We start from the raw sequence: 12,596 nt of genomic DNA, 5'->3' as shown, positions 1-12,596 counted from the left end.
GGACGCTAGGGGCGGCCGCGCGTCGGGGGCAGTGCCCTAGCGGTCCCGGGTAGTGGCAGGACCCCTCTCCGTCGCCCCGGAGGCTCTACTTTGGATTCATGACGAACCGGCCCAACACCTTGGGTGAATACCTCCGTGCACGTCGCGGACTCGTGACACCGCAGCAAGCGGGCATTCCCGACGTCGGAGTGCGGCGGGTACCGGGTCTCCGGCGAGAGGAGGTCGCGATGCTCGCCGGGATCAGTGCCGACTACTACCTGCGCCTCGAGCGTGGCCGCGACCGTAATCCGTCGACCCAGGTCCTCGAGTCGATCGCCCGCGTGCTGCGTCTCGACGACGATCACCTCGCCTACCTCATGACGCTCGTGGCGGAGAAGCCCCGGCAGAGCAGGCGGAGGGTCCCCAAGGAGATCGTGCCGTCCGGCGCCCTGAAACTCTTGGAGTCTCTGGAGCAGCCTGCCTACATCGAGGGACGGTATTTCGACATCCTCGCCTCGAACCCGTTGGCGGTGGCGCTGTCTCCCCGATTCACCGTGGGAGGCAATCAGCTCAGGGACATGTTCCTGGACCCCGCCGAGCAGGCGCTCTATCCCGATTGGCAGAACTCGACGCAGTGTCTGATCGGGAATCTACGGCAGTCGGTGGGCACCGACGTCGACGACGCGCGGTTCATCGAACTTGCCGGCGAACTGGCACTCGCGAGTCCCCGGTTCCGCGAACTCTGGGCGCGGCACGACGTGAAGGGACAGTTCGGATCACCCATGCGATTCGATCATCCCCAGGTCGGCGACATGACCCTCAATCGTGAGAGGCGCGGCATCGACGGTGCCGAACACCTCCACCTCGTCGTCTTCCATGCCGACGCCGGTAGTGCGGACGCAGACAAGCTCGCCCTGCTGGCATCAGCGGCCCTGCCCTCCTCGGCCGCCGTGCATCGCCGCGAACGAGCGGACATGTAACCCGGCAGCGACGCAAAAGTTTCCGCGCTCAGGCGATCACGAGGACGCCGGCCAGTGCGATCGCTGCGACCCACATCGTCGCTGCGGTGGCCAGCACCAGCGGGCGCCATCCCAGTCCGCGGATGACGTCGCGGCGCACGCCCGTTCCCAGCGCGAACATCGCGACGGTGAGCAGGGCGACCTGAACCCAGTGGGCGACCTCGAGTGCCTGCGGCCCGATCACGCCGGTCGCGCGCACGGCGACGAGGACGAGAAACGCCACGAGAAATGCGGGTACGAGCGGAGGAGTGTGTTCGTCACGGCGTGCGTTCCCGCTGCGCCGTGCCACCGCGCCGACGACGGCGACCACCGGGGCCAGCAGCGCGACTCGCGCGAGCTTGACGGTGACCGCGACGGCGAGCGCACCGCCGGCGGCTGCCGTCGTGGCGTCGAGGGCGGATCCCGCTGCCACCACCTGCGCAACCTCGTGAATCGCTGCGCCCGCCCACATGCCGGCTTCGGTCGAGTCGAGTCCCAGGGCACCCGACAGGGTGGGAAGGATCGGGATCATCGCGGTACCGAACACGACGACGAGTGCGACGGTCGTGACGAGTTCTCGTTTGCGAGCATCGATCACGCCGTCCACTGCGGCGGCCGCGGCGGCACCACAGATCGAGAACCCGCACGCGATGAGCATCCGCTCGGACCATCCCACGCCGAGCCACTTCCCGAACAACAGTGCACCGCCGATCCCTGCGGTGACCACTGCGGCGGCGACACCCATCGCGCCCCAGCCGAGTCCGACGACATCCGATATCGCCAGTTGCAGTCCGAGCAGCGCGACACCGATTCGAAGGAGCCGTTTCGACGCCAGCGTCAGACCCGGTTCGAGCACAGCCAGGCGCGGTGCAGCGTTGGCCACGACGACTCCGAGCACGATTGCGATGAGCAGCGGACTGGCGCCGGAGAACAGGTTGGCGGCGGCCAATGCGACCGCTGCGCCTGCTGCGGCTACGAGCAGGCCGGGAACGGCAGGACGCATGCGCGCGAGCAGCGGCTCGGGGCGGAGCGCAGCGGTGACGGCAACCATGTCTCCAGCCTGGCGCGACCGGCGCCCTCCGGCTAGCCGCCGATCCGGCATGTCGTCATATCGAACCGATATGGATCGCCGCAGCGGCATATCGTATTCGCATGAAGGATTGGCCGGACCTGGCAGCATTGGACCTGCTCGTCGGTATCGACGACCACGGGGGACTGGGTGCGGCCGCGCGGAGGGCCGGCATCGCCCAGCCCAATGCGACCCGCATGTTGCGACGGCTCGAGAAGCAACTCGGCGCCGTGCTCGTCCGCCGCGGGCGCACGGGATCGGCGCTCACTCCGGAGGGCACGGTCGTCGCGCACTGGGCACGGGAGGTGCTCGCCGACACCGCTCGCATGCTCGACGCCGCTGCCGCGTTGCGTGTCGACGCTCCTCCCGAACTCGTTGTCGCCGCGTCGATGACGGTGGCCGAGCACCTGATCCCGCGCTGGCTCGGAGAGTTCCGGGCGGTCCGCAGCGACGTGCAGATCCAGTTGCAGGTGCACAACTCGATGCAGGTGTGTGACGCAGCGGCCGCGGGTGAGTGCGATGTGGGCTTCGTCGAGGGGCCGTCGGTGCCCCAAGGGCTCTACAGCACGCCGGTGGCTCGGGATCGGCTCGTGGTGGTCGTGGCACCGGGCCACCCGTGGGCGCGCAGACGCCGCCCGCTGACCGTCGCGGAGTTGGCTGCCACTCCGCTGGTCGTGCGGGAAGTCGGATCGGGTACCCGTCGCACGCTCGACCTGGCGCTCGAGGAATACGACCGCCCGCCTCCCCTGCTCGAACTCGGGAGCAGCGCCGCCGTACGGACGAGCGTGCTCGGTGGCGTGGGTCCCGCGGTTCTCAGCACGCTCGCGGTGTCCGAGTACCTCGACTCCGGGCGATTGCGTGCGGTGGACGTCGACGGGCTCGACCTCTCCCGGGTGCTGCGCGCGGTGTGGCGGCCGCCGCGTGTCCTCACCGGACCGGCAGGCGAACTGGTCCGGTTGATCACTCGCGGTCGGTGACCTCCGCGAGTGGTGTCACGGCGGCCCGGGGCCGCGAATTGCGCAACGCTCCGATCCCGGCGGCCACGACGAGCGCGATGCCCGCGGCGGAGAGGGGGTCGAGGAACTGGCCGAGCACGATCACGCCGGCGAGGGCGGCGGCTGCGGGTTCGAGTGCGATCAGGATCGAGAAGACGTTCTTGGACAGGTCCCGCAGAGCGCGGATTTCGAGGCTGTACGGGATCACCGACGACAGCAGTGCCACGGCGAAACCGGCCGCGAGGAACGTCGGGGAGAGCATCTGGGTTCCGGCGGAGAAGATGCCGAGTGGCAACACCGCCACTGCTGCGATCGCCGTTGCACCAGCGAGGCCCGCGGTGCCGGAAAGTGACGAGCCGGCAAGTGACGTCGCGACGTGCGACCCGGCGACGATGTATCCCGCCCATGCGGCCGCCGCGACGAGCGCCAGCGCGACGCCCACCGGATCGAGACCCGCAGCAAGCCCGTCGCCGTGGGCCGCGCCGAGACACAGGATCCCGGCGAGTGCGAGCAGCACCCACACGCCGTCTCGGACCCGCCGCGACAGCACGGCCGCGACGGTGAGCGGCCCGAGGAATTCGATCGTGACCGTGGTGGCCAGGGGCAGTCGCGTGAGGGCTGCGTAGAAGAACGTGTTCATCACCGCGAGGCTCGCTCCGAGTGCGAGCACTCCCTGCCACTCGACGCGGGTCCACCGGTGGACCGGGGGGCGCGCGATCGCACACAACACCAGTGCGGCGAAGAGCAGTCGCACGGTGACCGTGCCCGCCGCACCCGCCTGATCGAACAGGGTCGTCGCAAAAGCGGCCCCGAACTGCATCGACAGCACGGCCCCCAGCACCGCCACGACGGGCAGCGCGGTGCCCCCCTGATCCTTGTCGGCCATCCGTCCTCCGCAGTCGTCGTTGTCGTGCGCCCTGTCATGTCGTGGCCCAGTCTCGCCGACCGTGCGGACACCCGCGCGACTGAAAACAAGCATGACTGCTTGATTCTTGCGCGCGCACGTGTGACCCTTGTCGCATGGTGGAGTTGCACAATCGCGCTGCGGACCTGCACGCCCTGCTCGACGACCTCCGGGCCGAGGGGGACGCACTGGACGATCTCGTCGCCGACCTGCCCGCCGATCGGTGGGCCGACGCCACACCCGCGCAGGGCTGGACGATCGCGCACCAGATCGGCCACCTGCTGTGGACCGATCGCGCTGCCCTCACCGCCATCCGTGATCCCGACGCCTTCCGAGCCGCAGTCGCCGAAGCGTTCGCCGACCCGCTCGGTTTCGTCGACTCCGGAGCCGCGGAACTGGCACAACTCCCGCCGGCCGACCTGCTCGGTGACTGGCGAGCGGCGCGCCACGAACTCACGCTCTCTCTCGCCGACGTTCCGCAGGGCACGAAGATCCTCTGGTACGGGCCGCCGATGTCGGCTGCGTCGATGGCGACGGCACGGCTGATGGAGACATGGGCTCACGGCGGCGATGTCGCCGACACCCTCGGGGTCGTACGAACGCCCACCACCCGGCTACGGCACATTGCTCACCTCGGTGTCCGCACTCGCGACTTCGCGTACATCATCCGTGACGAGACGCCGCCCGCCGAGCCCTTCCGTGTCGCTCTCACCGCACCCGACGGGAGCGAATGGACCTGGGGACCCGACGACGCGCGTCAGACCGTCACCGGACCGGCACTCGACTTCTGCATGCTCGTCACGCAACGGGTGCACCGCGCCGACACCGCGCTCGTCGCCACCGGCGCCGACGCCGACGCCTGGCTCGACTTCGCCCAGGCGTTCGCCGGGCCGCCCGGGACGGGGCGTGCGCCCGGCGGGGCGGTGTCGTGACCTCGGTGCGCATCGGCAACTGCTCCGGCTTCTACGGGGACAGGCTGTCCGCGATGCGCGAGATGCTCGAGGGCGGCGAACTCGACTACCTCACCGGCGATTACCTCGCCGAGCTGACCATGCTCATCCTCGGCCGCGACCGGATGAAGGATCCCGAACTCGGATACGCGAAGACGTTCCTGCGCCAGCTCGAGGAATGCATGGGTCTCGCGCTCGACAAGGGCGTCCGGATCGTGACGAATGCCGGCGGACTCAACCCGGCCGGGTTGGCGACCGCGGTGCGTGAGCTTGCCGAACGGCTCGGTCTCGACGTCCGCGTAGCACACGTGGAAGGCGATGACCTGCTTCCGCGCATCGACGAACTCGGCCTCACGGGTGATCCTCGGCCGATGACGGCCAACGCCTATCTCGGCGCGTGGGGCATCGTCGGGTGCCTTCGTTCGGGTGCTGACATCGTCGTCACCGGGCGCGTGACCGACGCGTCCCTCACCGTCGGGCCCGCGGCGGCCCACTTCGGCTGGGACGCACACAACTTCGACGCACTTGCCGGCGCGGTCGTGGCGGGACACGTCATCGAATGCGGCGCCCAGGCCACCGGTGGCAACTACGCGTTCTTCACCGAACTCGACGACCTCGCGCGTCCGGGCTTCCCGATCGCCGAGATCGAAGCCGACGGTTCGTCGACCGTCACGAAACATCCCGGCACCGGCGGCGCCGTCACGGTGGGTACGGTCACCGCGCAGCTGCTCTACGAGATCGGCGGACCCCGCTATCTCGGTCCCGACGTGACCGCCCGACTCGACACCGCGATCCTCGCGGACAGCGGACCCGACCGGGTACGCATCTCCGGCGTACGGGGCGAGGCACCACCGCCCACGCTCAAGGTCTGCCTGAACGCGCTCGGGGGCTTCCGCAACACCGCGGAATTCGTGCTCACCGGGCTCGACATCGAGGCGAAGGCGGCGCTCGTGCGCCGCCAGATCGAAGCGAACCTCCCCGCGCGGCCGGCCGAACTCGAATGGACGCTCGCGCGCACCGACCATCCCGACGCCGACACCGAGGAAGCGGCCAGCGCACTGCTCCGATGCGTCGTCCGGGATCCGGACCCCGCTGTGGCCGGACGCCAATTCACCTCGACGGCCGTGGAATTCGGGCTGTCCGGGTACCCGGGCTTCCATCTCACTTCGCCGCCGGCGCAGGGCAGCGCGTACGGCGTGTACACGGCAGGATTCGTCGATGCCGCGCAGGTGCCGCACATCGCCGTCCCGGCGGACGGCGCCCGCGTCGAGGTGCCCAGGGTCGCCGAGGCGCCAACACTCGACCCGGTACCCGAACCCCCACTGCCCGAGCCACTTCCGTCCGGACCGACACGGCGCGCACCCCTCGGCACCGTCGTAGGCGCGCGCAGCGGAGACAAGGGCGGCGACGCCAACGTCGGTGTGTGGGCACGGGACGACGACGCGTATCGCTGGCTCGTCCACGCGCTCACTGTCGACACCTTCAAATCCCTGCTTCCCGAGACAGCGCCGCTCGCCGTGACCCGCCACGTGCTGCCGAATCTGCGGGCGGTCAACTTCGTCGTGACGGGCATCCTGGGACGCGGTGTCGCATCCCAGGCACGATTCGATCCCCAGGCCAAAGGACTCGGCGAATGGCTGCGCTCCCGGTACCTGGACATTCCACTCGATCTCTTGGAGGACGCGGCGTGAGCATCTGGACAACCGACGAGCGCAAGTCGCTGCGCGACACCGTGACCGGGTTCGTGCGCCGCGAGATCCTGCCGAACCTCGACGACTGGGAACGCGACGGCGAACTTCCGCGCGATCTCCACAAGAAGGCAGCCGACGTCGGTTTGCTCGGGATCGGTTTCCCGGAATCGGTCGGTGGGTCCGGTGGTGACGGTGCCGATGTCGTCACCGTGTGCGAAGCGTTCCACGAGGCCGGTGCGTCCGGCGGTGCGTTCTCGTCCCTGTTCACGTGCGGGATCGCGCTGCCACATCTGATCGCCGCCGGTGATCCGGAACAGATCGATCGCTGGGTGCGGCCCACGCTCGCGGGCGAGATGATCGGTTCGCTCGCCATCACCGAACCGGGCGGGGGATCCGACGTCGGGCACCTGACCACGACCGCGGTGCGCGACGGAGACCATTTCGTGGTCAACGGCGCGAAGACCTACATCACCTCCGGATGCCGCGCCGACTTCGTCGTCACCGCCGTTCGCACCGGTGGTCCCGGTGCCGGTGGAGTGTCGCTCCTGGTGATCGAGAAGGACACCCCGGGGTTCACCGTCTCCCGCAAACTCGACAAGATGGGCTGGCGCGCCTCCGATACCGCCGAGTTGTCGTTCGTCGATGCCCGGGTTCCGGTGACCAACCTCGTCGGTGCCGAAAACTCCGGGTTCATGCAGATCGCAAAGGCTTTCGTATCCGAGCGCATCGGCCTGGCGGTGCAGGCGTACGCGAGTGCGCAGCGCTGCCTCGACCTGACCGTCGCGTGGTGCCGAGACCGTGAGACATTCGGCCGCGCGCTCATCACCCGCCAAGCCGTGCAGCGCACGCTCGCCGACATGGCCCGCCGGATCGACGTCGCGCGGGTGTACTCACGGCACGTCGTCGAACGCGCGGTGGACGGCGACACCGATCTCATCGCCGAGGTGTGTTTCGCCAAGAACACCGCCGTCGAGGCGGGGGAGTGGGTCGCGCACCAGGCCGTGCAACTGTTCGGCGGACTCGGATACATGGCCGAATCGGAAGTCGAGCGCCAGTACCGCGACATGCGCATCCTCGGAATCGGGGGAGGAACCACCGAGATCCTCACCGAACTCGCCGCGAAACGTCTGGGGTACGGAGCGTGAGCATCCTGACGTCGACTCTCGACGTCGCGTCGTCGCAGTACGGTGCGGCGGCCGAGGCGATGCGGAACAAACTCGCCGAACTCGACGCCGAACACACCAAGGCGCTCGGCGGGGGCGGGGAGAAGTACGTGCGTCGCCACCACGAGCGCGGCAAACTGCTGCCGCGTGAGCGCATCGAACTGTTGCTCGACCCCGACTCGCCCTTCCTCGAGCTCTCGCCGCTCGCTGCCTGGGGCACCGAGTTCCCCGTCGGAGCCAGTACGGTGACCGGCATCGGTGTCGTCCACGGCGTGCAGTGCGTGATAGTGGCGAACGATCCCACCGTCCGTGGCGGCACGAGTAATCCCTGGACTCTGCGGAAGACACTGCGCGCCAACGATATCGCGCTCCAGAACCGGCTTCCCATGATCAACCTCGTCGAGTCGGGAGGTGCGGACCTGCCGACTCAGAAGGAAGTTTTCATCCCCGGCGGGCGGTTGTTCCGCGACCTCACGAGACTGTCCGCGGCGGGCATCCCGACCATCGCGCTGGTGTTCGGCAACTCCACCGCCGGGGGTGCCTACGTACCGGGCATGTCCGACCACGTGGTGATGATCAAGGAACGATCCAAGGTCTTCCTCGCCGGACCCCCACTGGTGAAGATGGCTACCGGCGAGGAATCCGACGACGAGACACTCGGTGGCGCGGAGATGCATGCGCGTGTCAGCGGCCTGGCCGACTACCTGGCGGTCGACGAGGAGGACGCCATCCGCCTGGGCCGGGACATCGTCCGGCGGCTCGAGTGGGTGCGCCTCGGACCGGACCCGAAACCCGATGTGTCAGAACCTCGCTACAGCCCCGAGGACCTGATCGGCATCGTTCCCGACGACTTGCGGATACCGTTCGATCCCCGTGAGGTGATCGCCCGCGTGGTCGACGATTCCGACTTCGACGAGTTCAAACCGCTCTACGGATCGTCACTCGTCACGGGCTGGGCCCGAATTCACGGGTATCCCGTCGGCATACTCGCCAACGCCCGGGGCGTGCTGTTCAACGAGGAATCTCAGAAAGCTGCGCAGTTCATCCAACTCGCGAACCGATCGAACACGCCGTTGTTGTTCCTGCACAACACGACCGGATACATGGTGGGGCGCGAGTACGAGGAACGCGGCATGATCAAACACGGTTCGATGATGATCAATGCCGTATCGAATTCTCGCGTCCCCCACATCTCTGTCCTCATCGGTGCCTCGTACGGTGCCGGGCACTACGGGATGTGCGGCCGCGCCTTCGATCCGCGTTTCCTGTTCGCCTGGCCCAGTGCGAAATCCGCGGTGATGGGCGGTGCCCAGCTCGCGGGAGTCATCTCGATCGTCGGGCGCGCCGCTGCCGAGGCGCGCGGCCAAGCGGTCGACGAGGCCGCGGACGAGGCGATGCGTGCCGCCGTGGAAAACCAGATCGAGGCCGAGTCGCTGCCGATGTTCCTCTCCGGCAGGCTCTACGACGACGGCGTGATCGACCCGCGTGACACACGCAACGTGGTCGGATTCTGCCTGTCCGCAGCCGCATCGGGACCGATCGAGGGCGCCGGTGACTTCGGCGTCTTCCGGATGTGAGGACACCGTGACCCACAGCGCCACCGTGACGACCGTATTGGTCGCCAACCGTGGAGAGATCGCCCGAAGAGTCTTCGCGACGTGCCGTCGTGCGGGACTCGGCACGGTGGCGGTCTATTCCGACGCGGACGAACACAGCCCCCACGTCCACGAAGCCGATGTCGCGGTCCGGTTGCCCGGCGCGAGCCCGTCCGACACCTATCTGCGCGGTGACGCGATCGTCGCCGCCGCGCTCGCCGCAGGCGCAGACGCTGTGCATCCCGGGTACGGATTCCTGTCCGAGAACGCCGAATTCGCGAGACAGGTGCTCGAGGCTGGTCTCACCTGGGTCGGTCCGTCGCCCGACTCCATCGCCCGGATGGGTTCGAAGATCGAGGCGAAGAAGATCATGGCCGCAGCCGGCGTGCCGGTCCTTCCCGAACTCGAGCCCGGCGCGGTCACCACGGACGACCTGCCGGTGCTCGTGAAAGCCTCGTCGGGAGGCGGCGGACGGGGCATGCGTGTCGTGCGTACGCTCGACGAACTGCCCGCCCAACTCGCCGCGGCGAGTCGCGAGGCGGGCGCGGCCTTCGGTGACCCGACAGTGTTCTGCGAACGGTATCTGGAACACGGCCGCCATATCGAAGTGCAAATTCTCGCCGACCGGCACGGCACGGTCTGGACGCTCGGCGAACGCGAATGCTCGGTGCAGCGACGCCATCAGAAAGTCGTCGAAGAAGCCCCGTCACCGCTGGTCGAGGCGACCGACGGCATGCGCGCCGCATTGTTCGACGCGGCCCGGCGCGCGGCCACGGCGATCGGGTACGAAGGTGCCGGAACCGTCGAGTTCCTTGCGTCCGGTCCTGCACGGGGATCCGATACGGGAGAGTTCCACTTCCTCGAGATGAACACCCGCCTGCAAGTCGAACATCCGGTCACCGAATGCACGACCGGTGTGGATCTGGTGGGGCTGCAGATCGATGTCGCATCCTGTGGGGAACTCGCACCCGAACCGCCTCTGCCCTCGGGTCATTCGATCGAGGTCCGTCTCTACGCGGAGGACCCCGCCCACGACTGGCAACCCCAGTCCGGCGTGCTGCACCGGTTCGCCGTGCCGGCCGCGACCGAGGAGTTCGCACCGCTGCGTACACCGGGGATTCGGGTCGATGCGGGCGTGGTCGACGGCTCCGATATCGGAGTGCACTACGACCCGATGCTCGCGAAAGTGATCTCCTGGGCGCCGACGCGGGCTGCCGCGGCACGCATGCTCGCGCGCGCCGTGGCCGATGCGCGGCTGCACGGACCGAGGACGAACCGTGATCTCCTGGTACGCGTGCTCAGGCACCCCGCATTCCTCGCCGGAGACACCGACACCGCATTCTTCGATACCCATGATCTGGCGGTGCTCGCCGCGCCGCTGGCCGATGCCGGGTCCGAACGGGTCGGGGCCCTCGTCGCCGCCCTCGCCGACGCAGCGGCCAATCGCGAATCTGCTACCGTCGCAAGGACGTTGCCCGGAGGGTGGCGTAATCTCGCGTCGTCGTTCCAGGTGAAGACGTACGCGGGCGACCGGGACGAGCACGAGATCCGCTACCGGTTCGGTCGCGACGGACTCGTGACCGATGCCGTCGACGACGTCCGGGTTCTCGCATACGACCCGCACCGCGTGGTCCTCGACATCGACGGACTCCGTCGCGAGTTCGAGGTCGCGCGGTACGGCGACGTCGTGCACGTCGACTCGTCGCTGGGCCCGGTCTGCCTGCGCGCGATTCCGCGATTCACCGACGCTGCGGCGGTGGTGCCGACCGGATCGTTGCTGGCACCGATGCCCGGCTCGGTGATACGGCTCGGCGCTGCCGTGGGCGACACCGTCACCGCCGGACAGCCGGTGCTCTGGCTCGAAGCCATGAAGATGGAACACACCGTCACTGCCCCCGTCTCGGGAACCCTCACCGTCCTGGACGTCGACATCGGCACCCAGGTGGCGATGGGATCCGTCCTCGCGGTCGTCACGACCGGTGACGCACCCACGCGTCCCTCCACCGACCCGTCCGAAACCTCCACAGAACCAGCCACATCCACAGTTTCAGCCCCATCCGAAGACCCTCGTACCCCCGGAGAGATCTCATGAGCGTCATCGAAACCGAAGAACAGAAGGAACTGCGCGCCTCCGTCGCCGCACTCGCCGAGCGTTACAACTACGTCGACTACGTGCTGCCCAAGTCGCGCCGGCACGAGCCGCTCACCGAACTGTGGAACGAAGCGGCCAAGCTCGGGTTCCTCGGCGTCAACCTTCCCGAGGAATACGGCGGCGGCGGTGCCGGGATCTACGAGTTGGCGCTCGTGCAGGAAGAACTGTCGGCGAAGGGCGCCGGTCTGTTGCTGGTCGTGGTTTCGCCCGCCATCTGCGGCACGATCATCTCCAAGTACGGCACCGACGACCAGAAGCAGGAGTGGCTACCGGGTCTCGCCGACGGCTCGAGGATCATGGCATTCGGTATCACCGAAGCCGACGCCGGATCGAACTCGCACAAGATCACCACCGTCGCGGCGCGCGACGGGGACGACTGGATTCTCTCGGGCAGCAAGGTCTACATCTCGGGCGTCGACCAGGCCGACGCGGTGCTGGTGGCCGCCCGCACCGAGGACGCCAAGACCGGCAAACTGCGGCCCGCACTGTTCATCGTGCCGACCGATACCCCGGGGTTCGTCAAGACCCCGATGGAGATGGACATCATCGAGCCGGACTACCAGTTCAGCCTGTTCTTCGACCAGGTGCGGCTGCCGTCGACGGCACTGGTCGGCGAGCCGGAAGCGGCACTGATGCAGTTGTTCGCGGGCCTGAACCCCGAACGCATCATGGGTGCGGCGATGGCTGTGGGAATGGGCCGCTTCGCGATCGACTCGGCGGTGCGGTACGCGAAGGAACGCACCGTCTGGAAAGCTCCGATCGGTGCGCACCAGGGGATCGCGCATCCGTTGGCGCAGCGCAAGATCGAGATCGAACTCGCCAAACTGATGATGCAGAAGGCCGCCGTGCTCTACGACAACGGTGACGATTTCGGTGCTGCCGAAGCCGCGAACATGGCCAAGTACGCCGCGGCGGAAGCGGCGATCGGCTCGCTCGACCAGGCGATCCAGACGCACGGTGGTGCCGGCCTGACCCGCGAGTACGGACTGTCCGCCATGCTCGGGGCGGCACGCATCGCGCGGATCGCGCCGGTGAGCCGGGAGATGATCCTCAACTTCGTGTCCCAGCATTCGCTCGGGCTGCCGCGGTCGTACTAGGAG

General features: G+C 68.2%; 10 protein-coding genes. 8 read left to right on the top strand and 2 right to left on the bottom strand.

Annotated elements, in window-relative coordinates:
* The first annotated feature begins 98 nt into the window (after positions 1–98).
* Positions 99–959, top strand: a complete 861-nt coding sequence (locus tag AC0B44_RS07990) for a helix-turn-helix domain-containing protein (RefSeq protein ID WP_471902370.1) — start codon at positions 99–101, stop codon at positions 957–959.
* Positions 960–987: 28 nt separating this feature from the next.
* Here AC0B44_RS07990 and AC0B44_RS07985 read toward each other — a convergent pair whose 3' ends face one another.
* A complete protein-coding gene (locus AC0B44_RS07985; RefSeq protein WP_471902369.1) occupies positions 988–2,028 on the bottom strand; it encodes a YeiH family protein in 1,041 nt (346 codons plus the stop codon).
* A 101-nt stretch (positions 2,029–2,129) separates the two neighbouring features.
* On the opposite strand from AC0B44_RS07985, the gene AC0B44_RS07980 reads away from it, so the two are divergent.
* Positions 2,130–3,023, top strand: a complete 894-nt coding sequence (locus tag AC0B44_RS07980; protein ID WP_471902368.1) for a LysR family transcriptional regulator — start codon at positions 2,130–2,132, stop codon at positions 3,021–3,023.
* On the opposite strand, the gene AC0B44_RS07975 is transcribed toward AC0B44_RS07980, so the two are convergent.
* Positions 3,007–3,927 carry an EamA family transporter gene (locus tag AC0B44_RS07975; RefSeq protein ID WP_471902367.1) on the bottom strand — a complete coding sequence of 307 codons (921 nt, stop codon included), beginning with the start codon at positions 3,925–3,927 and terminating at the stop codon, positions 3,007–3,009. The two genes, AC0B44_RS07980 and AC0B44_RS07975, sit on opposite strands and share 17 nt — an antisense overlap.
* Before the next feature lie 134 nt (positions 3,928–4,061).
* Here AC0B44_RS07975 and AC0B44_RS07970 point away from each other — a divergent pair, with 134 nt between their 5' ends.
* From AC0B44_RS07970 to AC0B44_RS07945, 6 genes are read left to right on the top strand one after another with little or no spacing between them, the layout of a single operon-like run.
* Positions 4,062–4,877 (top strand): TIGR03084 family metal-binding protein, encoded by an 816-nt coding sequence (locus AC0B44_RS07970; protein WP_471902366.1) that lies wholly within the window; start codon positions 4,062–4,064, stop codon positions 4,875–4,877.
* On the top strand, positions 4,874–6,586 hold the full coding sequence (locus AC0B44_RS07965) for an acyclic terpene utilization AtuA family protein (protein WP_471902365.1): 1,713 nt from the start codon (positions 4,874–4,876) through the stop codon (positions 6,584–6,586). Before AC0B44_RS07970 ends, AC0B44_RS07965 begins: the two co-directional genes overlap by 4 nt.
* Positions 6,583–7,731 carry an acyl-CoA dehydrogenase family protein gene (locus AC0B44_RS07960; protein ID WP_471902364.1) on the top strand — a complete coding sequence of 383 codons (1,149 nt, stop codon included), beginning with the start codon at positions 6,583–6,585 and terminating at the stop codon, positions 7,729–7,731. Before AC0B44_RS07965 ends, AC0B44_RS07960 begins: the two co-directional genes overlap by 4 nt.
* Positions 7,728–9,326 carry an acyl-CoA carboxylase subunit beta gene (locus tag AC0B44_RS07955; RefSeq protein WP_471902363.1) on the top strand — a complete coding sequence of 533 codons (1,599 nt, stop codon included), beginning with the start codon at positions 7,728–7,730 and terminating at the stop codon, positions 9,324–9,326. Before AC0B44_RS07960 ends, AC0B44_RS07955 begins: the two co-directional genes overlap by 4 nt.
* A 7-nt stretch (positions 9,327–9,333) precedes the next feature.
* On the top strand, positions 9,334–11,436 hold the full coding sequence (locus tag AC0B44_RS07950; RefSeq protein ID WP_471902362.1) for an acetyl/propionyl/methylcrotonyl-CoA carboxylase subunit alpha: 2,103 nt from the start codon (positions 9,334–9,336) through the stop codon (positions 11,434–11,436).
* Positions 11,433–12,593, top strand: a complete 1,161-nt coding sequence (locus tag AC0B44_RS07945; protein WP_471902361.1) for an acyl-CoA dehydrogenase family protein — start codon at positions 11,433–11,435, stop codon at positions 12,591–12,593. The genes AC0B44_RS07950 and AC0B44_RS07945 overlap by 4 nt, the downstream gene beginning before the upstream one ends.
* The last annotated feature ends 3 nt before the right edge of the window (positions 12,594–12,596 follow it).

The sequence above is a fragment of the Rhodococcus sp. NPDC019050 genome (genome assembly GCF_055664235.1).
This window is presented reverse-complemented; position numbering and strand designations above follow the sequence as displayed.